Annotated in this window: 23 protein-coding genes; 15 read left to right on the forward strand and 8 right to left on the reverse strand. The window is 61.3% G+C overall.

The window, feature by feature from the left end; all coding sequences use genetic code 11:
* Positions 1-379: 379 nt before the first annotated feature.
* Positions 380-1,633 carry a pyridoxal-phosphate-dependent aminotransferase family protein gene (locus GAL_RS04875; RefSeq protein ID WP_024096467.1) on the forward strand — a complete coding sequence of 418 codons (1,254 nt, stop codon included), beginning with the start codon at positions 380-382 and terminating at the stop codon, positions 1,631-1,633.
* A 25-nt stretch (positions 1,634-1,658) separates the two neighbouring features.
* Here the strand turns inward: GAL_RS04875 and GAL_RS04880 are convergent, their stop codons facing one another.
* Entirely contained in the window at positions 1,659-2,768 is a 1,110-nt protein-coding gene (locus tag GAL_RS04880) for a pyridoxal phosphate-dependent aminotransferase (protein WP_024096468.1), read from the reverse strand.
* A 139-nt stretch (positions 2,769-2,907) separates the two neighbouring features.
* Between GAL_RS04880 and GAL_RS04885 the strand changes: the two genes are divergently transcribed.
* A complete protein-coding gene (locus tag GAL_RS04885; protein ID WP_040103918.1) occupies positions 2,908-3,693 on the forward strand; it encodes a crotonase/enoyl-CoA hydratase family protein in 786 nt (261 codons plus the stop codon).
* Positions 3,694-3,789: 96 nt separating this feature from the next.
* Here GAL_RS04885 and GAL_RS04890 read toward each other — a convergent pair whose 3' ends face one another.
* The 3 genes from GAL_RS04890 to secG all read right to left on the reverse strand — a co-directional run bounded on the left by GAL_RS04890 (position 3,790) and on the right by secG (position 7,153).
* On the reverse strand, positions 3,790-4,692 hold the full coding sequence (locus GAL_RS04890; protein WP_024096470.1) for a fructose bisphosphate aldolase: 903 nt from the start codon (positions 4,690-4,692) through the stop codon (positions 3,790-3,792).
* Positions 4,693-4,884: 192 nt separating this feature from the next.
* Positions 4,885-6,528 carry a CTP synthase gene (locus GAL_RS04895; protein WP_024096471.1) on the reverse strand — a complete coding sequence of 548 codons (1,644 nt, stop codon included), beginning with the start codon at positions 6,526-6,528 and terminating at the stop codon, positions 4,885-4,887.
* Positions 6,529-6,790: 262 nt separating this feature from the next.
* Positions 6,791-7,153 carry a preprotein translocase subunit SecG gene (secG, locus tag GAL_RS04900; RefSeq protein WP_024096472.1) on the reverse strand — a complete coding sequence of 121 codons (363 nt, stop codon included), beginning with the start codon at positions 7,151-7,153 and terminating at the stop codon, positions 6,791-6,793.
* 249 nt (positions 7,154-7,402) lie between these two features.
* Between secG and nthA the strand changes: the two genes are divergently transcribed.
* From nthA to GAL_RS04930, 6 genes are all read left to right on the forward strand, one after another.
* A complete protein-coding gene (nthA, locus tag GAL_RS04905; RefSeq protein WP_024096473.1) occupies positions 7,403-8,017 on the forward strand; it encodes a nitrile hydratase subunit alpha in 615 nt (204 codons plus the stop codon).
* A complete protein-coding gene (nthB, locus tag GAL_RS04910; protein WP_024096474.1) occupies positions 8,014-8,718 on the forward strand; it encodes a nitrile hydratase subunit beta in 705 nt (234 codons plus the stop codon). The genes nthA and nthB overlap by 4 nt, the downstream gene beginning before the upstream one ends.
* The gene (locus GAL_RS04915; RefSeq protein WP_024096475.1) at positions 8,715-9,071 is read left to right on the forward strand and encodes a nitrile hydratase accessory protein; all 357 of its coding nucleotides are present in this window, start codon (positions 8,715-8,717) and stop codon (positions 9,069-9,071) included. The genes nthB and GAL_RS04915 overlap by 4 nt, the downstream gene beginning before the upstream one ends.
* Before the next feature lie 703 nt (positions 9,072-9,774).
* On the forward strand, positions 9,775-11,091 hold the full coding sequence (locus GAL_RS04920) for a sensor histidine kinase (RefSeq protein ID WP_024096476.1): 1,317 nt from the start codon (positions 9,775-9,777) through the stop codon (positions 11,089-11,091).
* 407 nt (positions 11,092-11,498) lie between these two features.
* The gene (locus GAL_RS04925; RefSeq protein ID WP_024096477.1) at positions 11,499-12,812 is read left to right on the forward strand and encodes an adenylosuccinate synthase; all 1,314 of its coding nucleotides are present in this window, start codon (positions 11,499-11,501) and stop codon (positions 12,810-12,812) included.
* A complete protein-coding gene (locus tag GAL_RS04930) occupies positions 12,812-13,057 on the forward strand; it encodes a DUF2842 domain-containing protein (protein ID WP_024096478.1) in 246 nt (81 codons plus the stop codon). Before GAL_RS04925 ends, GAL_RS04930 begins: the two co-directional genes overlap by 1 nt.
* A gap of 168 nt (positions 13,058-13,225) precedes the next feature.
* On the opposite strand, the gene GAL_RS04935 is transcribed toward GAL_RS04930, so the two are convergent.
* Positions 13,226-15,496 carry a hypothetical protein gene (locus tag GAL_RS04935; protein ID WP_024096479.1) on the reverse strand — a complete coding sequence of 757 codons (2,271 nt, stop codon included), beginning with the start codon at positions 15,494-15,496 and terminating at the stop codon, positions 13,226-13,228.
* Between the two features lie 139 nt (positions 15,497-15,635).
* On the opposite strand from GAL_RS04935, the gene GAL_RS04940 reads away from it, so the two are divergent.
* A complete protein-coding gene (locus tag GAL_RS04940; RefSeq protein WP_024096480.1) occupies positions 15,636-16,301 on the forward strand; it encodes a thiamine diphosphokinase in 666 nt (221 codons plus the stop codon).
* Positions 16,302-16,326: 25 nt separating this feature from the next.
* Here the strand turns inward: GAL_RS04940 and GAL_RS04945 are convergent, their stop codons facing one another.
* The 3 genes from GAL_RS04945 to GAL_RS04955 all read right to left on the reverse strand — a co-directional run bounded on the left by GAL_RS04945 (position 16,327) and on the right by GAL_RS04955 (position 19,482).
* Positions 16,327-17,289 carry a DMT family transporter gene (locus GAL_RS04945; protein WP_024096481.1) on the reverse strand — a complete coding sequence of 321 codons (963 nt, stop codon included), beginning with the start codon at positions 17,287-17,289 and terminating at the stop codon, positions 16,327-16,329.
* A 112-nt stretch (positions 17,290-17,401) separates the two neighbouring features.
* Positions 17,402-18,775 (reverse strand): L-serine ammonia-lyase, encoded by a 1,374-nt coding sequence (locus GAL_RS04950; RefSeq protein WP_024096482.1) that lies wholly within the window; start codon positions 18,773-18,775, stop codon positions 17,402-17,404.
* Between the two features lie 38 nt (positions 18,776-18,813).
* On the reverse strand, positions 18,814-19,482 hold the full coding sequence (locus GAL_RS04955; RefSeq protein WP_024096483.1) for a glutathione S-transferase family protein: 669 nt from the start codon (positions 19,480-19,482) through the stop codon (positions 18,814-18,816).
* 189 nt (positions 19,483-19,671) lie between these two features.
* Here GAL_RS04955 and GAL_RS04960 point away from each other — a divergent pair, with 189 nt between their 5' ends.
* The 6 genes from GAL_RS04960 to hflC all read left to right on the forward strand — a co-directional run bounded on the left by GAL_RS04960 (position 19,672) and on the right by hflC (position 25,025).
* Positions 19,672-19,983, forward strand: a complete 312-nt coding sequence (locus GAL_RS04960) for a Dabb family protein (protein ID WP_024096484.1) — start codon at positions 19,672-19,674, stop codon at positions 19,981-19,983.
* A 77-nt stretch (positions 19,984-20,060) separates the two neighbouring features.
* Positions 20,061-20,849, forward strand: coding sequence for a ribose-5-phosphate isomerase RpiA (gene rpiA / locus GAL_RS04965; protein ID WP_024096485.1), 789 nt, complete (start codon positions 20,061-20,063; stop codon positions 20,847-20,849).
* A gap of 37 nt (positions 20,850-20,886) precedes the next feature.
* A complete protein-coding gene (locus GAL_RS04970; RefSeq protein ID WP_024096486.1) occupies positions 20,887-21,399 on the forward strand; it encodes an AAA family ATPase in 513 nt (170 codons plus the stop codon).
* A gap of 153 nt (positions 21,400-21,552) precedes the next feature.
* A complete protein-coding gene (gene gor, locus GAL_RS04975) occupies positions 21,553-22,908 on the forward strand; it encodes a glutathione-disulfide reductase (RefSeq protein WP_024096487.1) in 1,356 nt (451 codons plus the stop codon).
* 69 nt (positions 22,909-22,977) lie between these two features.
* Entirely contained in the window at positions 22,978-24,135 is a 1,158-nt protein-coding gene (gene hflK, locus GAL_RS04980; protein ID WP_024096488.1) for an FtsH protease activity modulator HflK, read from the forward strand.
* Positions 24,135-25,025 carry a protease modulator HflC gene (gene hflC / locus GAL_RS04985; RefSeq protein ID WP_024096489.1) on the forward strand — a complete coding sequence of 297 codons (891 nt, stop codon included), beginning with the start codon at positions 24,135-24,137 and terminating at the stop codon, positions 25,023-25,025. Before hflK ends, hflC begins: the two co-directional genes overlap by 1 nt.
* Positions 25,026-25,242: the final 217 nt, after the last annotated feature.

Raw genomic sequence — 25,242 nt, forward strand, 5'->3', positions numbered from 1 at the left:
GGTGTCTCCGCTGTGGTCTGGGCTTCGGTCGCAGTTTGGGCCGTTGCTGCGGCATCCTTGTGCGCGTCCGTGGCAGCTCCTGTGGCAGAGGTCGTGTCCGGCGCTGCGGGAGAGGGTGTCTTGGGGTCAGTCTGGGGCAAGGGGTCCAACCGCTGTGGTTTTTCTGGCACTGACATCGGTGTCAGGCCTGCGCCATTTAAGCAGCTGGGGGCAAAGGTGCAAGCATTGGCGCGGTGTTCACCCACGGCTGGGGGGCATCCACCGGGATCACGACATCGCTACGTCAATTCTATTTCCACGGCATCACAAGGGCTTGCAGCCCGCGAATCCGCAGGCCACAGTCGCCGCAATCAGACCTTTTGCTTGACAGGAGTGCAGCATGACAGCGGGTGTTTCCCTTGCCGCAGGGCGCGGATATCTGGCGATCCCCGGGCCTTCGGTCATACCGGATGCGGTGTTGCAGGCGATGCACCGCCCGTCGCCTAATATCTACGCCGGAGAGCTGGTGGAGATGACTGCAACGCTGATCCCTGATCTGCGCCGGGTTGCGCGCACGGATCATAATGTGGCGATCTATATCTCCAACGGCCATGGCGCCTGGGAGGCGGCGTTGCAGAACACCCTAAGGCCCGGCGACACCGTGCTGGTGGCCTCCTCCGGGCGCTTTGCCATCGGCTGGTCCGAAATGGCGGAGGCCCTGGGGATCGAGGTTGAGCTGTTGGATTTCGGCACCGGTGCGCCCTGGGACATGGACCGCATCGCCAGCCATCTGGCCGCAGACCGTGCGCATCGGATCAAGGCGGTTCTGGCAGTGCATGTGGATACCTCCAGCTCCATCCGCAACGATGTGGCGGCGATGCGTGCGGCGCTGGATGCCTGCGATCACCCTGCGCTGCTGATGGCCGATTGCATTGCCTCGCTTGGCTGTGACCGGTTTGAGATGGACGCCTGGGGCGTCGATGTAATGGTCTCGGCCTGCCAAAAAGGGTTGATGGTGCCTGCGGGCATGGGGTTTGTGTTCTTCAGCCCCAAGGCCGCGGAGGCGCGGTCCCGTCTGCCACGGGTCAGCCGCTACTGGGACTGGCAGCCGCGCGCCAACCCGGAAGAATTCTACCAGTATTTTGGCGGCACCGCACCGACGCATCATCTGTATGGCCTGCGGGCCGCGCTGGATCTGGTCCACGCGGAGGGGATGGAGGCGGTCTGGGCGCGGCATCATCATCTGGCGCGCGCGATCTGGGCGGCATGTGACGCCTGGGGCGCTGGCGGTCCGTTGCGGATGAATGTGCAGGACGAGGGCTTGCGCTCCAATGCGGTGACATCGCTGCATCTGGGCGGGGATCACGCCACCCGCCTGCGCGCTTGGGTGGAGCAGACCCTGGGGCTGACGCTGGGCATCGGTCTTGGCATGGCGCCGCCTAATAGCCCGGAGTGGCACGGCTTCCTGCGGCTGGGCCATATGGGCCATGTGAACGGTCAGATGATCATGGGGCTATTGGGCGGTGTTGATGCCGGGCTGAAAGCGCTGGAGATCCCGCATGGATCCGGTGCGCTGGAGGCCGCGGCATCGGTGATCGCCGGGGCTGGCAGCATGGAAACCAAAGCGCCCTCAGGTCGCAGCTGCTGCGGCTGATCCGCAGCAGGTCTTGCGCCGCGCCTCAGCCGTTGCGCGCCCGCGCCAGTGCGACGGGCAGCGCGCGGGCAAAAGCGTTGAGCTGATCCTCCGGCCCGCAACTCACTCGGATGCAGCGGTTTTGCGGCGCGGCAAAGGGCATCCGCACAAACACGCCCTGATCCACCAGACCGTCCAGTACAGTCTTGGCAAATGCGCCGTCTCTGCCGCAGTCGATGGCCACAAAATTGGTGGCTGAGGGCAGGGGCGTCAGCCCATTGTCACGGGCAATTTCACCAATCCGGTCGCGGGCGGTACTGATGCGGTCCAGAACCTCAACGAGCCAGTCCTGATCCTGCAGGGCCGCCAGCGCGCCAATCTGGGCGGTGCGGTTCATGCCGAAATGGTTGCGCACCTTGTTGAAGGCGGCGATCAGTTCCGCCTCTGCCAGCACATAGCCCACCCGCGCCCCGGCCATGCCATAGGCCTTGGAAAACGTCCGCGTACGGATCACGCGCGGATCATCGATGTCGATGGGCAGGGCAGTGCCCTCCGGCGCGCAGTCGATATAGGCCTCGTCCAAGAGTAGCAGGCAGCCTTCTGGCAGGGCATCCATCGCCGCCAGCAGGTCGGCGCCGCTGTGCCAGCTGCCCATCGGGTTGTCGGGATTGGCCAGGTAGACCAGCTTGGCACCCACATCCGCTGCCCTGGCGAAGAGCGCCACGGGGTCTTCGTGGTTGCCCTTGTAAGGCACAGTATGCAGCACCCCGCCAAAACCCGCGACATGGTAGTTAAACGTCGGATAGGCCCCAAGCGAGGTCACCACCGGATCACCTTCGCCAATCAGCAACCGCACCAGATAGCCGAGCAGCCCGTCGATGCCCTCGCCAATCATGATGTTCTTAGGCGCGATCCCGTGGTGGGCGGCCAGCGCTGCGCGCAGCTCGTGGCTCTCGGCGTCGCCATATTTCCAGATCTCGCCGAGCGAATCCTGCATCGCGGCAATCGCTTTGGGAGAGGGGCCAAAGATATTCTCGTTTGCGCCCAGCCGTGCCTTGAACACCGCGCCGCGCTGGCGCTCTTGGGTTTCCGGCCCGACAAAAGGGACTGAGGCAGGGAGGGACTGGGCAAGCGGGGTGTAGCGTGGCTGTGTCATGGGAGCAGATAACGTGATCGGAGGCTGCCGGGCAAGCGCCGGCGACAGCCTGCGGTTTTGCCCCGGCGTTACGCTGGATCACCGCTGGGATCCGGGGCAGTCTGCGGCCAAGAGAATGTCCGAGAAAGAGGGGGCCGACATGGCACGGGTATCGGTAGAGATTGAAGACCATATCGCAAGGGTGACGCTGACCCGCGGCGACAAGATGAACGCGCTGGACAGCCAGATGATCGAGGAGATCATCGCCGCGGGCGAAAGCCTGATGGACAGTAAGGCGCGGGTGGTCGTGCTCTCGGGCGAGGGCAAGGCGTTTTGCGCCGGGCTTGATCTGATGAGCTTTGCCCAGATGGGGCTGCAAAACCCCGAAGAGTGGCTGATGAGCCGCTCTCACGGTGATGCCAATCAGGTGCAACAGGTGGCGATGGTCTGGCGCCGTCTGCCGATGCCGGTGATTGCGGCGATCAATGGCGTTGCCTTTGGCGGCGGGCTGCAATTGGCGCTCGGGGCTGATATCCGCATTGCTGCGCCGGATGCAGGGTTTTCTGTGATGGAGATGAAATGGGGTATCGTGCCGGACATGGGGGGCATGGTGCTGCTGCCGCAGCTGTTGAGGTCCGATGTACTGCGCAGACTGACCTATACGGCGGAGAAAGTCTCGGCGCCGCAGGCGCTGGACTGGGGGCTGGTTACGGAACTGGCCGAGGACCCCGTCGCCCGCGCCCATGAGCTGGCGACTGTGATTGCAGGCCAAAGCCCGGCCGCCATCCGCGCGGCCAAAGCGCTGATCGAGACAGCTGAGGCCAGCACTGACCGCGCCGAGGTGCTGCTGGAGGAATCCCGCGTGCAGGTCGGTCTAATCGGTAAGCCGGAACAGATGGAGGTGGTTGCCGCCCAGATGCAGAAACGCGCACCCAAATTCGACTGAGCCAGACATAGTCCGATCTTGAAATGAAAGAGAGCCGCGCCGGGATCTGACCAGCGCGGCTCTTTCCTTAGTGTCTTGCCCCGTCAGGGGCGCGCGTCAGATCGAGGCGCGGTAGATTTTGTCGATGTTGGAACCGAGTGCCGCGTTATAATCATCATCGCTCATGGTCACGTTCAGACCTTCGGTCAGGGCGCGGCTGAAGGAGGCGATCATGGTCTTGTTCTGGGTCAGCTTCTCACAGGCATCATCGGTGGTGTAACCGCCAGACAGGGCCACGACGCGCACCACATTGGCGTGGGCTGCCAGATCGTCATAAAGACCGGCCTCGGTCGGGATGGTCAGCTTCAGTGCCACTTTGGTATCGGTGGGTAGGGCGTTCAACTCGGCCAAGATCGCGTCTTTCAGCAGCGCTTCAGCTTCGGCTTTGGTGGCGGAGTGGATGTCCACTTCCGGCTCGATGATCGGCAGCAGGCCGGCGGCTGCGATCTGACGGCCAACGATGAACTGCTGACCCACGACATTCTTGATACCGGTGGCATTGGCACCCTTGATGACGGAGCGCATCTTGGTGCCGAAAATCCCGGCCTTCACGGCACGCGACAGCAGCGCATCAAGATCAGGCATCGGTTTCATGGTCTGGGCGTCGTCCGCCTCATCCGCGAGGCCTTTGTCTACCTTGAGGAAGGGCACAACGCCGCATTTGTCCCAGAGGTAGGCAGGCACCGCTGTGCCATCGATCGCCGCATCCATGGTCTTTTCAAACAGGATCGCGCCAAGGATCTTGTCGCTGTTGAAATCGGGCGCGGTGATGATCCGGGCGCGCATCTTCTGGATTTCGCCGAACATCTCGTCATCATTGCTATAGGCGTCTTCGGTCACACCATAGAGCGCCAGCGCCTTCGGGGTGGAGCCGCCGGACTGGTCAAGCGCCGCGATGAAGCCCTTGCCGTTTGCGATACGATCAAGCTGTGCGGTCTGGGTCGAGGTTTCTTGCGCCATAGGTCGGGTCTCCACGAAAAGGGATTGTCTGTCTGGCCCCGTCTATACCGCGCCTGCGGCAGGAAACAACTATTAGCATCAGGTGGTTGCGCTAACGCCGTCGCTAACATGACGCGTGGGCAAGAAAAAAGGCAGACCGCGCGGGCCTGCCTTTTTCGTTGTAATGATCTGTGGCGCATGCGGCGCCGGGCGTCACACCAGACGCGAGGCTTCCTTGGCGGCGCGCACGAAATCGTCGAACAGCGGGTGCGGATCAAACGGTTTCGATTTCAGCTCCGGATGGAACTGCACGCCGATGAACCAGGGATGATCGGACCATTCGACGATTTCCGGCAGGCGACCATCGGGGGACATGCCGGAGAATTTGAGGCCACAGGCCTCCAGCTGCTCGCGGTATTTGGTGTCCACCTCATAGCGGTGACGGTGGCGTTCCTCGATCTTGGTGGTGCCATAGACCTCGGCCACTTTGGAGCCTTCGGCCAGCGTGGCGTTGTAGGACCCCAGACGCATGGTGCCGCCCTTGTCGTCATCGACCTTGCGCGCGACAGTATGGTTGCCCTGCACCCATTCTTTCAGGTGATAGACAACCGGCTCAAAGCGTTTCTTGCCCGCCTCATGGTCGAATTCTTCGGAACCCGCCTCGGAGATACCTGCAACGTTGCGCGCAGCCTCAATCACGGCCATCTGCATGCCAAGGCAGATGCCCAGATAGGGCAGCTTGTGCTCGCGGGCATATTGCGCGGCCTTGATTTTGCCTTCTGTGCCGCGCTCGCCAAAGCCGCCGGGAACCAGAATGGCGTTGTAGCCTTGCAGGTAAGGGGCTGCGTCTTCCTTGTCGAACAGCTCGGCATCGACCCATTCGATCTTCACCTTCACGCGGTTCGACATGCCACCATGGGTCAGTGCCTCGGCGATGGATTTATAGGCGTCTTCCAGCTGGGTGTATTTGCCCACGATGGCGATTTTGACCTCGCCTTCGGGGTTGTAGATGCGGTCGGCCACATCTTCCCAGCGGGCCAGCTTGGGTTTCGGGGCGGGGGCAATGCCAAAGGCATCCAGCACCGCCTGATCGAGACCCTCGCGGTGATAGGCCAGCGGGGCCTCGTAGATGGACTTGAGATCTTGCGCCGCAATCACAGAGTCGGCGCGCACGTTGCAGAACAGCGCCAGTTTTTCGCGTTCCTTATGCGGGATCGGTCCCTCGGAGCGGCAGACCAGAATATCGGGGGCCAGACCGATGGAGCGCAGTTCCTTTACGGAGTGCTGGGTCGGCTTGGTCTTCAGCTCGCCGGAGGCCTTGATATAGGGCAAGAGGGTGAGGTGCATGAAAATACACTGACCACGTGCCTTGTCATTGGCAAACTGACGGATCGCCTCAAAGAAGGGCAGGCCTTCGATGTCGCCGACGGTGCCGCCGATTTCGCAGAGCATGAAATCAACCTCGTCTTCGCCGATGGAGATGAAGTCTTTGATTTCATTGGTTACATGCGGAATGACCTGAATAGTCTTACCGAGGTAGTCGCCCCGGCGTTCCTTTTCCAGCACGTTGGAATAGATCCGGCCCGAGGAGACCGAGTCGGTCTTGCGGGCGGCCACGCCGGTGAACCGTTCGTAGTGGCCAAGGTCGAGATCGGTCTCGGCGCCGTCGTCAGTCACGAAGACTTCGCCATGTTCGAACGGGCTCATCGTGCCCGGATCGACGTTCAGATAGGGGTCCAGTTTACGCAGGCGGACGGAATAGCCGCGCGCCTGAAGAAGTGCCCCAAGAGCGGCGGATGCCAGCCCTTTGCCCAGAGATGATACAACACCGCCAGTAATGAAAATGAAACGCGCCATGAGTGTTCGGCTGCCCCCGTGAGAAGTCAGAATTCAGCTGCCCGGCGGTTGCAGAAACCGCAGCATCACGGGGCTTTACGTATAAAGGATTCGCGCAAAATGCGCAAGCAAGCCGCAAGATGCTGTTACGGCTGCTTTTGTTTATTCTAAGTGTAGTGGATTCTCGCGAATCCCGCGTCAGACGCAGTGGTCATTGTCGGATCTGCCCAAAGCGGTGAGATCCGCCGGGCTGATCCAAAGGTCCAGACCCGAAGGGCCGGAGTTAGTCTGCGCTGGGAACCAGCGGTGCGTTGTCGCCCTGAACCGGCGGCAGCAGATCGCTACCGAGCGGCGCTTCGGGGGCATCAGCGGCACCCTCCGCGGCAGGGGTGCTCAGTCGGTCTGCGACCGAAGAGCCTGCGGATTTCTGCGCCGCCAGAATGGTCAGCGTGATCGAGGTGCCGATAAAGGCTACGGCCAGGATCCAGGTCAGCTTGCTCATCGCGGTGGCTGCGGCCCGGCCAGACATGGCCCCGCCACCGCCGCCGCCCATGCCAAGGCCGCCGCCTTCGGAACGCTGCAAGAGGACAACGGCAATCAGCCCCAAGGCCAGAAGAAGATGGATGATGAGTACGACGTTTTCCATAGGATCCTACGGCGGTTGGCTGAGTATCGGGCGGTAAATAGGGAAGATTGCTCTGAGGGGCAAGGGCTCAGTTTGCGGAACGGCGGAGAACGCGGCGCTGTGACCTCTGAGGCGGCTGAAATGTGCAAGAAATAGCGCAGGACCAGCGCCCGTGGGAGGGGCGGGTGGCGCCTTGCATCAGGCCCGCTGATCCCATCCATGACGGATTGTGACTGGACAGGTTTACGCTGCGGCGGGCAGTCTCACCCCATGCCTCATGATCACGCTGACGCCCCGCATAGCCTCTTGCCCCCGGATCCCGCCCTGCGCGTCAAGGCGCTGGAAACTCTGCTGACACAAAAGGGGCTGATTGATCCGGCCGCGCTGGATGAGATTATCGACACCTATCAGAACCGCATCGGGCCTGCGAATGGCGCGCGGGTGGTGGCACGCGCGTGGTGCGATCCGGAATTTAAAGCGGCGCTGCTGGCTGACGCCGACCCGGTGCTGGCGGATCTGGGCTATTATGGCCGTCAGGGCGAGCATATGGTGGTGGTCGAGAACTCGCCCGCGCAGCACAATATGGTCGTCTGTACCCTGTGCAGCTGTTACCCGTGGCCGCTGCTGGGTATTCCGCCGGGGTGGTATAAGTCGGACGCCTATCGGTCCCGTGCTGTACGTGAGCCGCGCCGGGTGCTGGCGGAGTTTGGTGTAACGCTGTCTGACGAAACATCCGTGCGGGTTTGGGATTCGACCGCCGAGGTGCGCTATCTGGTGTTGCCGATGCGACCCGAGGGCACCGAAGGGCTGAGCGAGGATGCACTGGCGGCATTGGTCAGCCGCGACAGTATGATTGGCACGGATATCCCAGAGGTGCAGAGATGAGCCGGGTTCATGACATGGGGGGACGATTCGGCGATGGCCCGCTGAAGCCCGAACGGCAGGATGCCCCGGTTTTTGCAGAAGACTGGCATGGCCGCGCGCTGGCGATAACGCTGGCTTGCGGCGCGCTGGGGCAGTGGAATATCGACACTTCGCGCCATGCGCGCGAACGGCTGGCACCGAAGGACTACACACGGTTTTCCTACTACGAGAAATGGCTGGCAGGTCTGGCGAGCCTATTGGTGGAGAAACAGGTGCTGAGTGCTGAGGATCTGGCGGGGGCTGCTGCGGCTGGCGATGGCACGGGCGCAGACCGCGCGGCCCCGCATCCGCTGGCGGCCCGTGCCCTGAAGGCGGCGGATGTGGCCGCAGCGCTTGCCAAGGGTGGCCCGGCAGATCGCCCCAGCCCAATTGAGCCCAGCTTTGCCCCCGGTGATACCGTGCGTTGTCGGAGGCCCGGTGGCAATCGGCTGGTGGATGGCGGCCATACGCGGCTGCCGACCTATGCGGTTGGAGCCACGGGGCAAATCCTGCGATTGCATGGCAGTCATGTTCTGCCGGACAGTGCTGCGCATGGGCTGGGAGAGGCACCGGAGCCGCTTTATGCGGTGACTTTCCCGGCCGGTGAATTGTGGTCCCACGCCGAACATCCGGGTGATGAGGTGGTTCTCGATTTATGGCAAAGCTATCTGGAGCGGGTATGAGCGAACGTGACGTACAGATGGCAAAGCGCCCGGAACCGGCCTTTGACCAGCCCTGGCACGCGCAGGTCTTTGCGCTGACGGTGCATCTGAATGAAAACGGGGTGTTTTCCTGGGGCGACTGGGTATGGCGGTTTTCTGCGACGCTGCGCCGTCACGGGCTGGCGAAAGATCTAAATGGTGGCGAGGATTATTTTGCCGCCTGGCTGGAAACGCTGGAGCTCTATCTGGCCGAGGTCGGCACCGTCGCTGCCGAGGACGCCGTAGATATGCGCCTGAAATGGGAGACGGCCTATCTCGCCACGCCTCATGGCCAGCCGGTGCGGCTGGCAGAGTCCACGGCGCGGAAGGGCTGAGCCCGGGTTATGGGCAGCGGACGGCGCCGCTGCGGCGGTTTCATAAACAGGGTGTTCAGACACTGTCGGGCATGGTGCTGTGTTGCTGTATGCGTTTGGATGTCTCCGGTTCGATCTCTTGGTATTACAGGGTTTTTCGATGTCTGTTGCGGATAAAAAGGGCGGCGCCGCCGCTAAAACTCTGGTCAGGCCCGGGTGGGGCCTGGCGGACAGGATATCCTGATCTGCCGCGCATTGCCTGGCGTGCCAACTGCGATCTAACGCAGCACCCTGCGGATGCGGAGCCAATCTTGGGTCGTCTTGGTTGGTGGCGCAGCAGGGCGGTTACTCCGGCTGCGCAGAGGTGATCGATCAGCGGCCAGTCTGGCAAAGATACGGATAAAGATCGTGAAGAGGGCGCGCGGTAGCCGGGCAACGGGCGGTCACGGCAGTGAGCCGCCGGTGATGCGCAGAAAGCGGAAATTGCAAGGAGATACCAGGTCTTAGCGCACAACCTAGGCGCTTTGTTTGACTTTCGATCCTTCAAGGTTTTCCTTCCAAATCAAATAATTCGATTGTAGGCTTGTCAGTGGTGCGATAGCTCAAGCGATCTCACCTAGAGGAAACCAAACCAATTTCTACTGACGTGCTACAGCAGATCGCCCCATCCGAAATCGTCGCGACCTTGAGAGAAAGTCTCTTGGTCCTTACGGAGGATTTGTTGGTGGAATATGCCAATGATCGGTTTTTTGAGACCTTTGAGGTCGAAAGGGAGGCGACCGTCGGTACAGAGATTGCAGAGCTTGGGAACGGCCAGTGGAATATCCCGTCGTTGATCCACGCGCTTAGTGGCATTCTCGACCATGGCCAAACCGTCCATGATATCGAGGTCGACCATGTGTTCGAGAACATCGGTCGCCGGGTTATGCTGCTCAACGCACGGAAGACGGTGCGTCCGGGAAATGGCTCCCGGCGCATATTGCTCGTGATCGAAGATGTGACTGCAAATAGTGATGCTGCGGCAGAACTCGAACGCGAGCGGCTGCTGTCGACCGGCATCGTCGACACCATAAGCGAGCCTTTGCTTGTGCTTGACGAGCGTCTTGGAGTGATTACTGCGAGCAGAGCTTTTTACACCAAGTTTCAAGTCACTGAACAGGCAACACTGGGGCGCCGTTTGGATGACCTCGGTAATGGGCAGTGGGCCATACCTGAACTCTTAGATCTCTTAACACATGTCATTCCTGAAAGCTCCGTCATCAATGACTACGAAATGTGTCATGACTTTCCGAGCATTGGCCGCCGCACTTTCCTTCTCAATGCGCGTAAAATCTACCGCGCAGGGAACCATACATACATGCTATTGCTGGCGATCCAGGATATCACGGAGAGGCGACAGCTAGAGGCAGAGCGGCAGCAGGCGCTTGAGAATGCAAATCGCCTACTCGAAGAGTTGAACCACCGTGTCATGAACAGTTTGGCGATGATTGGCGGTATCATCTCAATGGAGGCGCGCAATGTGAGTGACTTGGATGCAAAAGCTGCATTCTCACGGATGCGCGCGCGCTTGGACGCAGTGGGCCGACTGTATAAAACCTTGTCCCGCTCTGGCGCTGTGGACCATGTTGATACGCGACAGTATCTGACCGCTCTCGCTGAGGACCTTGTGACGTCCTCGGGGCAAATTGATTATCCAAATCTGGAAATAGATATCGATCAGGCGCCTATTTCCACGCGGATCGCTGTGCCGTTAGGTCTGATTGTAAATGAGTTGATCACCAATAGCCTGAAATACGCTTTCGATAAGAGCGACGGTCGGCTTCGTGTTACTATGAAGATCGACGGTAGCGAAAGTCGTCTTATGATCTCCGACAACGGCATCGGGATTGATCCGGCCGCGCGTGTTGATTCTGGCCTGGGACAGAAACTGACCGCTGCATTCACGACTGAACTCAACGGTAAGATCGCAACTTCAAGCGATGAAACCGGAACCCGGCATACATTGATTTTTCCGACGAGCACGTTCCAATCATCGGTGTGATCACGGCCCTAGTGGTGATGTGCCAGACAAACTGGCATCTACATTGACTGCAAAAAACTGCTGACCGCAAAACTGACGAATTTGGCGCATAGAGGAGTGGTTGAGAGTTGTGGCTGAGATGATCTCGCCTATGCCATGTTTTTCAATCGCCCGAGGGGAATCGCCGGATCTCACGGGATTGAGGTGCAGCTGAGGTCATCAGATGGGGCTTCGGCGTGCCGGTTATTGTATAGCTGGCGAATGGGGCAGGGCTCGGAATGGTTTTGGGCCTGTTTCAGAGTTCTTCACGGTGCGATATCCGCTGGAAAAGCGGTGCTCGGGTGGGGTGCGGCGAAAAACCGGTTCCCCTGTCTGCGCTGCCTCGTTATACGGAGCGTCGGTTTCAACCAGCATACAGAGGACCTGAGATGGCCAATGTCGTGGTAGTCGGCGCCCAGTGGGGTGACGAAGGTAAAGGCAAGATTGTCGATTGGCTCAGCGAGCGCGCTGATGTCATTGCGCGTTTTCAGGGCGGTCATAACGCCGGTCATACGCTGGTGATTGACAGCAAAGTCTACAAACTGCACGCGCTGCCCTCGGGTGTGGTGCGCGGCGGCAAGCTCTCGGTCATTGGCAATGGCGTGGTGCTGGACCCCTGGCACCTGATGAAAGAGATCGAGACCGTGCGCGCGCAGGGCGTGGAGATCTCGCCCGCGACGCTGATGATCGCGGAAAACACCCCGCTGATCCTGCCGCTGCATGGCGAGCTGGACCGGGCACGCGAAGAGGCGGCCTCCAAAGGCACCAAGATCGGCACCACTGGCCGCGGCATCGGTCCGGCCTATGAGGACAAGGTGGGGCGCCGCGCGGTTCGCGTGGCTGACTTGGCGGATGAGGCCACTCTGATCGCCCGCGTTGATCGGGCGCTGCAGCACCATGATCCGCTGCGCAAGGGTCTGGGTGTTGATGCCATCGACCGCGATGCGCTGATCGAGCAGCTGAAAGAGATCGCACCGAAGATCCTGCCTTATGCGGCACCGGTTTGGAAGGTGCTGAACGAGAAGCGCAAGGCGGGCAAGCGGATCCTGTTTGAAGGCGCGCAGGGCGCGCTGCTGGACATTGATTTCGGCACCTATCCCTTTGTGACGTCGTCCAATGTGATTGCCGGTCAGGCGGCGACTGGCGTTGGCATCGGCCCCGGCTCCATCGATTATGTGCTGGGTATCGTGAAGGCCTATACCACTCGCGTTGGTGAAGGCCCGTTCCCGACTGAGCTCTTGGAGGAAGACGGCACCCCGGATGCGGATGGCGAGCGTCTGGGCACCCGCGGCCACGAGTTCGGCACCACCACCGGCCGTCAGCGCCGCTGCGGCTGGTTTGATGCAGCACTGGTGCGTCAGACCTGCGCCACCTCGGGCATCAAGGGCATCTGTCTGACCAAGCTGGACGTTCTGGACGGCTTTGAGACCCTGAAGATCTGCACCGGTTATGATCTGGACGGCGAGCATCTGGACTACCTGCCGACGGCCGCGGATCAACAGGCGCGCTGCACCCCCATCTATGAGGAGATGCCGGGCTGGAGCGAGAGCACTGAAGGCGCGCGCAGCTGGAACGACCTACCGGCCAATGCCATCAAATACGTCAAGCGCGTGGAAGAGCTGATCGACTGCCCGGTGGCGCTTTTGTCCACCAGCCCGGAGCGGGACGACACCATTCTGGTGACCGATCCCTTTGCAGACTGATGTCTGACGAAAGTGGTCTGAGCTACAAGGCGCGGCGGCGCTGGGCGCTGGTGATCCTGCTGATTGGCATGCCGCTCTATATCGTGCTGGCGGTCAATGTGATCAGCTGGCTCGACCGGCCCTCGCTGCTGGTGGAGCTGATTGTTTATGTGGTTCTCGGTGTGTTGTGGATCCTGCCGTTCAAATTCGTCTTTCGCGGCGTCGGCAAGGCGGATCCCAACGACCCGGATCAGGATCAGGGCTGAGTTGGTGGAATTGGCGGTGAAGGGGCGCTGCCCCTCTTGACCTGACGGTCAATTCACCCCGGAGTATTTCGGGAAAGATGACGAGCGGTTTGCCCTGAACATCTTGCCCCAGACAGAAAAAGGCGGCCTTTGCGGGCCGCCTTTTTTGTGTGTTGCACGGGGCAGGGATCAGCCGACAGCGCGGTTGCCGGGTTGAAAGCCGATCTGGCCGGAGGCGGTGAAACGACCGTTGTCGGCGCGTTCAATCTTGCCCTCGCGCAAGAGCTGGCCAAAGCTGCGCAGCCCGTCTTCTCGGTTGAACTCAGTCCCGTCGACGCCGCGAACCTTGTTCATCAGCTGTGGGCGGGAGAAGTGATCGCGCCCTTCCACAAAGCTCATATAGGCGGCAGCCGCTTCGAGCAGCTCGCCGAGTTCGACTGCGCCGGTTTCCTCGGCGTAGGCGGCAAAGCCGCCTTCGGTGGCGCTGGTTACCGGGGCGTCTTCGGCCAGGATCGCGGCGGAGACCCGGCGCGGGCGCACCGGCGCGGCTGGGGCAGCGCTGCTGTCGTCGATGCGCTGCTCCTGTACCAGTTTCAGCGGTGCCGGGCGGCTTGCGGGTTTGGCGGGACGCTGGTCGGCGTTGCTGCGGCCTTCACCGCTGGAGGTCGGGCGGGCATCGGGGCGGCGCGGGCGCACCACGCTGGCCAGATCATCGCGGTAGACCTGTGCGTCATCCTTGCTCTCAAGGGCTCCACCGGCGCTGCGTTCGGTGGAGGCCGCGGCCATCACGGCCCGCAGCTGGCTGTAGGTTTCGCGCGAGGTGCTGTTTTCGGGGTCTTCCAGACGTTCGTCGGCGGCCGCCATCAGGCGCGCAATATCGCCGTCGGCGGTGCTGGTGGCGCCGCGTTTGGGGCCCGGTTGCGGTGCCACGGATGCGGCGGCGTCCTCCGGGGTGCTGATGGCGTGCGGGGCCTCTGTCAGCTGCGCGGGGTGCTGACGCTCTGCCATGGCGCCGGGCTGAGGCTCGGCAATCTCGTCTTCGTCGTCATAGGCAGTCAGCGTATCTGAGATATCATCGATCTCGTCACCACCGAGCAGATCCGCCTCCACCGCGGCGAGCTCGGCCAGAAGTTCGGCCTCGTCATCAGGAGACAGGCTGCTGTCGACGGCGGGTTCTTGCGCTGGTGTGCTGGTCTCGGGTGCTGGGGTGGATTTGGCGTCAGCGGGCGCGTCGCCAGCCTCATCATCAACCGCTTCCAGCGTGCCGCTGGCCATGGCGCCTTCGATCTCGCGGCGTTTGACGCGCAGCACGCGGCCCCGCTTGCGCGGCGTTTCGGTGTTTGCCGGTGTGGCTGCGTCAGCTGTGACCTCGGTCTCCTTGATCTCTTCGGGCTGCGCGGTTCCAGCGGGCGCGTCGCCGTCCTGTTCGGCGGTGATATCATCCAGACCGCTCAGATCATCGCGGGTCTCTTCGTCCGAGGTGTCATCTTCAGCCTCGCTTGTTCTGCTGTCGGCGAAGAACGCCTCAGCGCCTTCGGGCACGTTGGGGATGGCCGGTGTGTCAGAGGCGTCAGTGTCTGTTCCAAGTTCGAGGGGGTTCAGCGTCTCGGCTATATCGGCGTCGCTGTCGGCATCGGCGGTTTCTGTGGATGTCTCACCCGCGTTCTCAGAATCCACGGCATCGTGATCAGCGGAGAGCGCATCGGTGATGTCTTTCACCGCGTCTTCGCGCGCCTGTTCAGCGTGCTGATCTTCGGTGAACTCATCCGTTGGGGTTTTGGCAACAACCGCGCGGATACGGCGCAGCTTGGCGGCGATGCTCTCGGCGGAGCTGTCAGTATCGGCCTGAGTGGGATCGGCCTGAGCAGGGTCGGTTTGGGCCGTGTCAGTTTGAGCGGGGTCGGTCTGGGTCGCCTCGGGCTCCACGGTCTCGGCCACAGCCGTATCAGTCGGCGCGGCGACGGGTGCGGCGGGCGCGGTTTGTTGCACAGGTTGCAGCGGTACCTCTGCCACCTGAACTGGGGCCTCGGCGGCGGGCTGGATCTGCGGCGCGGCAGGCGTGGCTTCAACGCGTCTTGCGGTGGGCTCAACCGGGTCAGCGGCAGTGACCGGAGCCGCATCCGGGGAGGCGAGGGCGCTGGGGGCGCGGTGCTGCGGAGCATCACCTGCAGGCTGCGATGGTGTTTCGGCGGCGGGGCTGGTCAGGGTGGCGGCGCGCAGGTGGATACCTTCGGCGCTGGTGCGGGCCTCGACCTGGCGGGCGACTTCACGTTGGGCAATCCGGGCCAGCATCTCGGCGTCCGGCTGCGGCGGTTCTGCCCCGAAATAGCGGTCATCTGAGGCGAGATCGCGAAAATACTCCGCAATTGCCTTCATGGTGCCAAATGAATCGTCGAACCCTTCCAATGTGCAGGAAAAAGTCCCGTAGGAGACTGTCAAAACCTTGTTGTTCTGTACCATCGGATAGGTGTCCTCGCCAAAGTCATTGCCGCTTACGTTGCTGGCGCAGAGGGTCAAATTGCGCCCGAATCCGTGCAATTGATCGTATCATTTTGTGTTCAGATTGTGGTCTGTTTCCTTTTCTGCGAGTAATCGCGGTATGAAAAAGATGATTGTTGAGCAGGTTGAGCCGGTAACGCTGATTGGAGCCGGGGTGCTGGGACCGGATGATCTGGTGACAGCGCTGGCGCTGGCCCCGGTGCTGGTGGCGGCGGATGGCGGGGCGGCGCATGCGCTGGCGGCGGGGCATCGCCCGGTTGCAGTGATCGGCGATCTGGATTCGCTGGCAGCAGACGTGCAGGCGGATCTGGCACCGGGGGCGCTGCATCATGTGACTGAGCAGACCACCACGGATTTCGACAAGGCGCTGCGGATGATCGGTGCGCCGGTGGTGCTGGGGGTTGGCTTCCTGGGCGGACGGATTGACCACCAGCTGGCCGGGTTCAACACGCTGGTGCAACCACATCCCAGTCCCTGCGTGCTGCTGGGGCCGCAGGAGGTGGTGTTTCATCTGCGCGGTGAGATTGCGCTGCCGCTGGCGGCGGGGGAGGTGGTGTCGCTGTTTCCAATGCAACAGGTCACCGGTTGGTCGGAGGGGCTGGAATGGCCGATTGAGGGCTTGCAGCTGGATCCGATGGCGCGGGTTGGGACCTCCAACCGGGCGACCGGGCCGGTGCGGCTCAGGGCGGATGGGCCGGGGATGCTGGTTATCCTGCCGCGGGTCCGGCTGGCGGACGTTGTCGCTGCGCTGCAGGTGCAGGGGTGAAAGTCAGACCGGTCGCGCCGGCCGATCAGACCGCTGGCTGTTCAGGCGCGATGGGCGGGTCCTTGAGCAGCAGCGCAGCCTTATCGGCGGCCGCTTTTTGCAACTGGATCTGGCGTTCGCGCAGGATCACGAAGAGACCAGCGGCGATGGTGATCAGGATGCCGATCGCAGCGAGGCCGTTCGGTAGCTCATCAAAGATCCACAGGCCAATCAGAGCCGCAACCGGAATTTCCAGATACTGCATCGAGGCCAGTGTGGCGGCAGGCGCGTAGCGCAGGCTCCATGTCATCAGCAGATGTGCGGCGGTGCCCAGTAGACCGATGGCAGCCAGAAGGCCCCATTGCTCAGCGTTTGGTGTGATCAGCGCCAGTACGGGAAGATCCGCGATCTGGCCCAGCAGCAGTACTGGGGCCAGTAGCACGCAGGCCATGGTGCCGGAGACCGCTTGCAGGCCCACGGGATCGGTGTCCTTGGCGATCTGGCGGGTGACGAGCATGAAAAGCGCAAAGATCACCGCCACCATCAGTGGCCAGAGTGCGTGCCAGCCAACAGCCACAAAGCTGGGCTGGATCACCAGAAGCGTGCCCGCAAAGCCGACAATACAGGCCAGAAGACGGATCATACCCACCTCTTCGCCCAGCACATATTTGCCAAGGAGCAGCATGATGAACGGCATCACAAAGGCAATCGCCACCGCATCTGCAAGTGGCAGGTATTTCAGCCCGGTGAACATGGCACCAATGCCCGCGATATGTAGCAGGGTGCGCACAAAGGTCAGGCGTAACACGCGGCCCTGCATCCGCCAGATGCGACCTGTCGCCCAGATCAGCGGGGCGAGCAGCAAAACCTGAGCAGCAAAGCGGACAAACAGCAGCTGGCCAAGAGGGATATGCGCCCCCAGCAGTTTGGCCACCGCATCCCCCATCGGGGCGGTGATGCAGAAACCAAGCATCAGAAGGATGCCGAGGGAGGGGCGATCATGGGTCATGCGGCCACGCTAGGCGCGGGCGCATGGGGATGCAAGCAGGGGTTGCGATTCGGATCTGGTGTGATGCGTCAGGTGTATGTTGCACACCCCGCCAGAAAGAGCTTCCGGGACCTCAGCAGTTCGGCACGTTCACCGCAAGGCCGCCGAGCGAGGTTTCCTTGTATTTATCATGCATGTCCTCACCGGTCTGGCGCATGGTTTCAATGCAGGCATCCAGCGGCACGAAGTGCTGGCCGTCACCGCGCAGGGCGAGGGAGGCGGCAGAAACCGCCTTGATCGCCGCAAGTCCATTGCGTTCGATACAAGGTACCTGCACCAGACCCTTCACCGGGTCGCAGGTCATACCCAGATGATGCTCCAGCGCGATTTCAGCGGCGTTTTCTACCTGTTCGGGCGTGCCGCCCATCACCGCACAGAGACCTGCGGCGGACATGGCGGCGGCAGAGCCGACCTCAGCCTGACACCCCGCTTCAGCGCCGGAGATCGACGCGTTGTACTTCACGAGGCCAGCAATGGCGGCGGCGGTCAGCAGGAAATCCTCGATATGGGTCTCCGACGCGCCGGGCACGTGGTCGAGGTAATAGCGGATCACCGCCGGCAGGGTGCCTGCAGCGCCATTGGTCGGGGCGGTGACCACCTGACCGCCAGCGGCGTTTTCCTCGTTCACCGCCATCGCATAGACGCTCATCCAGTCATTGATGGTGTGGGGCGCGTTGATGTTCATGCCACGTTCGGCCTGCAGGGCATCGTGGATTCCCTTGGCACGGCGGCGTACATTGAGGCCACCTGGCAGGATGCCGTCGCGTTCCAGACCACGGTTGATGCAGTCATTCATCACCTGCCAGATGCGGGCTGTGCCTTTGGCGAGGCTGACCTCGCAGCCGCGGGAAATCTCGTTTGCGCGTTTCATGCCGGCAATCGATTTGCCGCTGGATTTGGCCATCTCCAGCATTTCAGCGGCGGATTTGAACGGGTAAGGCACCGGCTCGCCTTCGTCAGTCGCCTTGCCTGCAGCCAGCTCTTCCTCGGTCACGACAAAGCCGCCACCGATGGAATAATAGACCTGTTTCAGGATCACATCGCCCTGGGCGTCGGTGGCCATCAGGATCATGCCGTTGGCATGGCCGGGCAGCGCGTGATCATAGTCGAAGATCATATCCGCCTTGGGGTCGAAATGCAGCGCGCCGAGACCTTCGGGGTGCATGGTGTGGGTTTCGCTCAGCTCTGCTAGAAAGGCCTCTGCCTTATCGTCATCATAGTCATGGGCGACAAAGCCGCCGAGGCCCAGAATGGTGGCGCGGTCGGTGGCATGGCCAACGCCGGTGAAGGCCAGAGAGCCGTGCAGAGAGGCGCGCAGTCCGTGGAATTCAAACGGAGAGGCGCGCATCAGGTCCAGGAACTTTGCAGCGGCCACCATCGGCCCCATTGTGTGCGAGGACGAGGGGCCAATGCCCACTTTGAACATGTCGAAAACGGAGAGGAACATTAGGTGGCTGATCCTTCTGAGGGATTTGCGTAGGATGGCTAGGTAAAGGGGGCCGGGCCGAGGCCTTCTGCCTCGCAGGCCACGGTCACGGCAGTGCGGCTTTCCAGCCCGGCGCAGAGGCGCTGCAGGCTGGGGTAATGTGCCAGAGTGAACCAGGATCGGTCGGCCTGCGCCGGATAAAGCGCCATCCAGCGTATCTGGCAGGCCAGGTAATAGTCCAACACCGAAGGTTGCAGCGCACCAAACCAAGAGGGACGGGCCGCGGCGGCCTGATCGAGGTTGGTGAGATGCTGATGCAGGCGCTGATGCAGCACCTGTTGCAGCTGGGATTGCTGATCGGCGTCCGGGCCGATGTATTTCTTCGGATAAAACAGCATCCGCAGATCGGCGTGCAGCGTGTTGGATGCAAAGAACAACCACTTCAGGAAGGCTGCGCGGTCTGGGCTGCCAGGGGATGGGGCCATTGCGCTGTGCCGTTCGGACAGCCACAACAGAATGGCGGCGGTCTCAAACATTGGCCCGTCCGGGGTTTCCAGCACCGGGATCAGCCCGTTCGGGTTTAGCGCCCGGTACGCCGCGCTCTTCTGTGCCTTGGCCCTGCGATCAACCAGTACGCATTCGTAGGGTTGACCGAGTTCTTCCAGCACCAGCCGGATGACCAGCGAGGCGTTGTCGGGAGCGTAATGGAGGCGGTAGCTGTTCATCATGGAACCATTCTAAGGTGTCTGCCGGTGTTGGTAACGCCCGTTTCCGACGTTTCCAATAGGAAACACGCAGTTTGCGCAAACACTGGCGCAAGGGGCGACTGGTGATGTCCGGTGGTTGAGCTTGGCCCCTGGGAGTGGGTAAAGCTAGGGTTTGACAGGGCAGCCGGTTGCCCTGTCGGAGGGTGTGCTGTGATCCTGCATTGTGTGTTCTGTCAGTTCGATGAGACGGTTTCCCGCGTGGCGCGCGAGGATGTTCTTAAGGCTTTGGCGGAGTTCTCGTGTGGTCTGGAGGGCGTGCTGGCCTTTGACTGGGGGCCGAACCGCGATTTTGAGTGTAAATCCCAAGCCTATAGCGACGGGTTTGTCATCCGGTTTTCGGATCGTGCAGCATTGGAGCGGTACGCCGATCATCCCACGCATCAGCAGTTGGGCGCGCAGCTATGTGCCTTATGCGTGGGCGGCGGCGATGGGATCACAGTCTTTGATCTGGAAATACCATAGCGGGAGAGCATGGGCTCTCGCACGGATGGTGCAAATCCGTTTATAACGCAACAAAACAAGTGCATGGAGTCGCGGTCATGACCGGAGAACTATCCCCCATCGACAAGGCCAAATTTGTTGCTGCCAAACGTGCGGCGGAGATGGTTGAAGATGGCATGCGCGTGGGGCTGGGTACAGGCTCCACGGCGGCCTGGCTGGTGCGCTGTCTGGGTGAGATGGTGCAGAACGATGGGCTGCGGATCAAGGGTGTGCCGACCTCCACCCGCACCGCTGAACTGGCTCGCGATGTGGGGATCGAGATCCTGACATTGGATGAGGCGAAGTGGCTGGACCTGACCATTGACGGCGCCGACGAGTTTGACCGCGATCTGAACCTGATCAAGGGCGGCGGCGGGGCGCTGCTACAGGAGAAGATTGTCGCCACCGCTTCTGACCGGATGGTGGTGATCGCTGACAAGGCCAAAGAGGTCGAGAGCCTTGGGGCGTTCCCCCTGCCTGTGGAGGTGATCCCCTTTGGTTGGCAGACCACGCAGGCGCTGCTCGAGGAGACTTTGGTGGCGATGGAGGTCATGGGCCGCAAGACGACGCTGCGGATGAACGGGGATGCGGCGCTGGTGACGGATGAGGGAAACCATATTCTGGATCTGCACCTCAATCGTATTGGCAATGTGCGGCAGATGGCGCTGGTGCTGAACCAGATCCCGGGCGTGGTTGAGAATGGTCTGTTCATCGACATCTGCGACACCGTTGTGGTGGGCTACGGCGATGGCAAGGTTGAGGTGCGCGATATCAACGAGGGCACGGTGGAGACCGACCGGCTTGATTTCGTGGAGACCGAGAACCTGTTTACCGATCTGAGTGACTGAGGCGAGATAACCCGTCTAGACCTTATTGGGGGTATCCATGTCGCCATTTCAAGCCACGTCTTCTACACCGACCCTGCACATGCTGTGCGGGAAAATTGCTGCCGGGAAATCCACGCTGGCTGCACGACTGGCCGCTGATCAGGGGACCATCCTGCTGGCCGAGGATGCTTGGCTGCATGCGTTGTTTGCCGATCAGATGTCGTCGCCTGCGGATTACCTACGCTGCGCAGAAAAACTGCGCGGGATTATGGCGTCGCATGTTGCATCGCTCTTGCAGGCGGGGGTTTCGGTTGTTCTGGACTTTCCCGCGAATACCGTCGACTCCCGTGCTTGGATGCGCAGTTTGATTGATCACACCGATGCAGCCCATCAGTTGCACCTATTGGATGTGCCGGATGAGCTGTGCCTGGCTCGGCTTCGAGCGCGCAACGCTGCGGGCGCGCATCCTTTTGCGGCAACCGAAGCGCAGTTTCATGCGTTCACCAAGCATTTTACCCATCCTGCTGAAGAAGAGGGTTTCACGGTCGTCGTGCACAGGGTTGCAGAGTGATCTCGCCCCGGTCTTCTTCACGCGGTTTTCACGGTTTCGCGAGTAAACCGCCCTCGGGCATTATAAACCGGGCAGCTTACCCCCACCTGCAAGTCTGGCAATTACCTCTGCGCTATGTGATACCTCGCGCAAGACATGAAAAGGGCGATAGACATGAGCTTTGACTACGATCTCTTTGTTATCGGCGGCGGCTCCGGTGGGGTGCGCGCGGCGCGGGTGGCAGCACAGGGGGGCGCCAAAGTCGCGCTGGCGGAGGAAGACCGCTATGGCGGCACCTGCGTGATCCGGGGCTGTGTGCCGAAAAAGCTGATGGTCTTTGCCAGTGAATATGCGGGTATGGTTGAGGATGCGCAGGCCTATGGCTGGGATCTGTCCCCCGGCAGCTTCGACTGGGACCGCTTCAAGACCAAATTGCACGCCGAGCTGGATCGGTTGGAAGGCATCTATCGCGGCATCCTGAAGAACAATTCGGTTGAGACCTTTGATCAGCGCGCCAAACTGGCGGATGCCCATACGGTTGAGCTGGCGGACGGCACCCGCAAGACGGCGAAACATATCCTGATTGCCACAGGCGGCTGGCCAATGACGCCGGAGTTCCCCGGCTCCGAACTGGCCATCACCTCAAACGAGATATTCCATCTGGAAAAACTGCCCGAAAGCATGCTGATTGTCGGCGGTGGCTATATCGCCTGCGAATTTGCAGGCATCATGAACGGGTTGGGGGTCAAGACCACGCAGTATTATCGCGGTGCGCAGATCCTGCGGGGGTTCGACGATGAGGCGCGTGGACTGATCTCAGAGGAGATGTGCCAGTCCGGTGTGGATCTGCATCTGGGCACCAATGTGCTGGAGATGCGCAAAGAGGGCGACAAGATCTGGGTGAAGGCCACCAATGGTGATGAGACCCTATTCGATCAGGTGATGTTTGCCACCGGTCGCAGCCCCAATGCTGACAATCTCGGTCTGGAGGCGCTGGGCATTGAGCGCGACCGCGCCGGGGCCATTGTGGTCGATCAATACAGCCAGACTGGCGTGCCGTCGGTCTATGCTGTTGGGGATGTGACCAACCGGGTGAACCTGACGCCGGTTGCCATTCGCGAGGGCATGGCCTTTGTCGAGACGGTGTTCAATGGCAACCCGACCAGCCCCGATCACGACCTGATCCCGACGGCCATCTTTACCCAGCCGGAAATGGGCACCGTCGGCCTCAGCGAGGAAGCGGCGGCGGAACAGGAGGAGATCGAGGTCTATGCGACCTCCTTCAAACCGATGCAGCAGGCCTTTGCCGGGCGGGCACAGCGGGTGCTGATGAAGCTCATCGTCTCCAAGGCGACGCGCAAGGTGCTGGGATGTCATATTGTCGCTCCGGGAGCGGGTGAAATGATACAGCTGGCAGGCATTGCCGTAAAAATGGGTGCAACAAAAGAAGACTTTGATCGTACCGTGGCAGTGCATCCGACGATGTCGGAAGAGCTGGTCACGATGAAGACACCGGTGCGGACGGCTTGATTTTTCAGGCAGAAACCACAGGTAGGAACAACAAGCCGCGATGGGCGGCGAGATAGGGATTGGACACATATGGCGGGCAATAACGGTGGCCCCTGGGGGGGCGGTGGCTCTTCTGGCGGCTCAGGCAACAGAGGCAACAACCAAGGCGGTGACGACAATCGTGGGGGCGGACGCCGCCCTGATGATGGTCAGATCCCCGAGATCGACGAGCTGGTGAAAAAAGGCCAGGAACAGCTGCGGGTGCTGATGGGCGGTCGTGGCGGTGGCACTGGCGGCGGTGGCCGCGGTGGCGCTGGCGGCGGCGGTGGTGGTCCGCAGCTGACCAAGGGCACCGTGGCGCTGGGCGCGTTGGTGGCTGTCGGCTTCTGGGCCTTTGCCAGCTTCTACACCGTGAAGCCGGAAGAACAGTCGGTTGAACTGTTCCTTGGAGAGTATTCTTCCACCGGGCAGCCGGGCCTGAACTTTGCGCCCTGGCCGCTGGTGACCAAGGAAATTCTGCCGGTGACCCGCGAACAGACCGAGGATATCGGTGTGGGCGGCGGTCGTGGCTCTGAGGCCGGGCTGATGCTGACCGGCGACGAGAACATCGTCGATATCGATTTCCAGGTGGTCTGGAATATCAATGATCCGGCGAAGTTCCTGTTCAATCTGCGCGATGCCCGCACCACCATCCGTGCGGTGTCGGAATCCGCGATGCGCGAAATTATCGCCCAATCCGAGCTGGCACCGATCCTGAACCGGGATCGCGGCGCGATTGCCTCGCGCTTGCAGGATCTGATCCAGTTCACCCTGGATGACTATGACAGTGGCATCAACATTATCCGCGTGAACTTTGACAAGGCGGATCCGCCGGCCTCGGTTATCGCGGCCTTCCGCGATGTTCAGGCGGCTGAGCAGGAACGTGACCGCCGTCAGAACGAAGCCGATGCCTATGCCAACAATGCGCTGGCCGAGGCCCGCGGTCAGGCGGCAGAGCTGCTGGAGAAAGCCGAAGGCTACCGTGCTCGCGTTGTGAACGAAGCGCAGGGTGAGGCGAGCCGTTTTTCTGCGGTTCTGACCGAATATGAGAAAGCCCCGGATGTGACCCGCAAGCGTCTCTATTTGGAGACGATGGAAGAGGTGCTGGGCCGCGTCGACAAGATCATCTTGGATGAGCAATCCGGCGAAGGTCAGGGCGTCGTTCCCTATCTGCCGCTGAATGAACTGCGCCGTGGAGGTAGCAACTGATGCGTAAATCAACTCTTTTGCTGCCCGCACTGGTGATTATCGTCATCACCGCGCTGTCGTCTGTGTTTATCGTGGATGAGCGCGAAAAGGCGCTGGTTCTGCAATTTGGTCGCGTGGTCTCCGTTAAGGAAGAGCCGGGGCTGGCGTTTAAGATTCCGCTCATTCAGGAGGTTGTGCGTTACGATGACCGTATCCTGAGCCGTGACATCGATCCGCTGGAAATCACCCCGTCGGATGACCGCCGTCTGGTGGTCGACGCCTTTGCCCGATATCGGATCACCGATGTGAACCGGTTCCGTCAGGCCGTTGGTGGTGGCGGTATTGCTGCTGCTGAGAGCCGCCTGGATTCGATCCTGCGGGCGCAGACCCGCGAAATCCTTGGCTCCGTCAGCTCCAATGACATCCTGTCGTCGGACCGCGCGGCGCTGATGCTGCGGATCCGAAACGGTGCCATCGCTGATGCCCGAGCGCTTGGGATCACCATCATCGACGTTCGCCTGAAGCGCACAGACCTGCCGTCTGAAAACCTTGATGCGACCTTTGAGCGGATGCGGGCCGAGCGTGTGCGTGAAGCCACTGATGAACGCGCCCGAGGCAATGAGGCCGCACAGCGGATCCGGGCGCAGGCCGACCGGACCGTGGTTGAGCTGGTCTCCGAGGCGCAGCGCGAAGCGGAGATCATTCGCGGTGAAGCAGATGCTGAGCGTAACGCGATCTTTGCGCAGGCCTATGGTGCGGATCCTGAATTCTTCGAATTCTACCGCTCGCTCAACGCCTATGCCGCGTCGTTGCAAGCCGGAAACTCCACCATGGTTCTGTCGCCGGACAATGAGTTTTTCAACTATCTGAAATCCTCGGATGGCAAACCGGCAGCGGCTGCCCAGCAATGATCACCGCAGCAGATATTCTGCGTATGAGTGTGAGAGAACAGAAAGGGGCTGACAGTTGGGTCGGCCCCTTTTTTTATCCCCTTTTCTTGGGTGCGTTCCTCAGCGACAGCTCACCGGGTTTCACTTCGAATTGAATACGTGCAACATTCGTTGTGACCGTTTTTGAAAAGACTACATTACAGCCCATGATCCGCTGCGGGCCCAGAGGTGCGTGCCC

Source organism: Phaeobacter gallaeciensis DSM 26640 (assembly GCF_000511385.1).
GTDB lineage: Bacteria > Pseudomonadota > Alphaproteobacteria > Rhodobacterales > Rhodobacteraceae > Phaeobacter > Phaeobacter gallaeciensis.

Coding starts and splice junctions, on each gene's coding strand:
- GAL_RS04955 (WP_024096483.1), bottom strand. CDS start 19,482: ATGATGAACAGCTACCGCCTCCATTACGCTCCCGACAACGCCTCGCTG.
- hflK (WP_024096488.1), top strand. CDS start 22,978: ATGGCGGGCAATAACGGTGGCCCCTGGGGGGGCGGTGGCTCTTCTGGC.
- GAL_RS04970 (WP_024096486.1), top strand. CDS start 20,887: ATGTCGCCATTTCAAGCCACGTCTTCTACACCGACCCTGCACATGCTG.
- GAL_RS04915 (WP_024096475.1), top strand. CDS start 8,715: ATGAGCGAACGTGACGTACAGATGGCAAAGCGCCCGGAACCGGCCTTT.
- GAL_RS04895 (WP_024096471.1), bottom strand. CDS start 6,528: ATGGCGCGTTTCATTTTCATTACTGGCGGTGTTGTATCATCTCTGGGC.
- GAL_RS04940 (WP_024096480.1), top strand. CDS start 15,636: ATGAAAAAGATGATTGTTGAGCAGGTTGAGCCGGTAACGCTGATTGGA.
- GAL_RS04945 (WP_024096481.1), bottom strand. CDS start 17,289: ATGACCCATGATCGCCCCTCCCTCGGCATCCTTCTGATGCTTGGTTTC.
- GAL_RS04890 (WP_024096470.1), bottom strand. CDS start 4,692: ATGGCGCAAGAAACCTCGACCCAGACCGCACAGCTTGATCGTATCGCA.
- GAL_RS04930 (WP_024096478.1), top strand. CDS start 12,812: ATGTCTGACGAAAGTGGTCTGAGCTACAAGGCGCGGCGGCGCTGGGCG.
- nthA (WP_024096473.1), top strand. CDS start 7,403: ATGCCTCATGATCACGCTGACGCCCCGCATAGCCTCTTGCCCCCGGAT.
- secG (WP_024096472.1), bottom strand. CDS start 7,153: ATGGAAAACGTCGTACTCATCATCCATCTTCTTCTGGCCTTGGGGCTG.
- GAL_RS04950 (WP_024096482.1), bottom strand. CDS start 18,775: ATGTTCCTCTCCGTTTTCGACATGTTCAAAGTGGGCATTGGCCCCTCG.
- GAL_RS04885 (WP_040103918.1), top strand. CDS start 2,908: ATGGCACGGGTATCGGTAGAGATTGAAGACCATATCGCAAGGGTGACG.
- gor (WP_024096487.1), top strand. CDS start 21,553: ATGAGCTTTGACTACGATCTCTTTGTTATCGGCGGCGGCTCCGGTGGG.
- hflC (WP_024096489.1), top strand. CDS start 24,135: ATGCGTAAATCAACTCTTTTGCTGCCCGCACTGGTGATTATCGTCATC.
- rpiA (WP_024096485.1), top strand. CDS start 20,061: ATGACCGGAGAACTATCCCCCATCGACAAGGCCAAATTTGTTGCTGCC.
- GAL_RS04875 (WP_024096467.1), top strand. CDS start 380: ATGACAGCGGGTGTTTCCCTTGCCGCAGGGCGCGGATATCTGGCGATC.
- GAL_RS04925 (WP_024096477.1), top strand. CDS start 11,499: ATGGCCAATGTCGTGGTAGTCGGCGCCCAGTGGGGTGACGAAGGTAAA.
- nthB (WP_024096474.1), top strand. CDS start 8,014: ATGAGCCGGGTTCATGACATGGGGGGACGATTCGGCGATGGCCCGCTG.
- GAL_RS04880 (WP_024096468.1), bottom strand. CDS start 2,768: ATGACACAGCCACGCTACACCCCGCTTGCCCAGTCCCTCCCTGCCTCA.
- GAL_RS04935 (WP_024096479.1), bottom strand. CDS start 15,496: ATGGTACAGAACAACAAGGTTTTGACAGTCTCCTACGGGACTTTTTCC.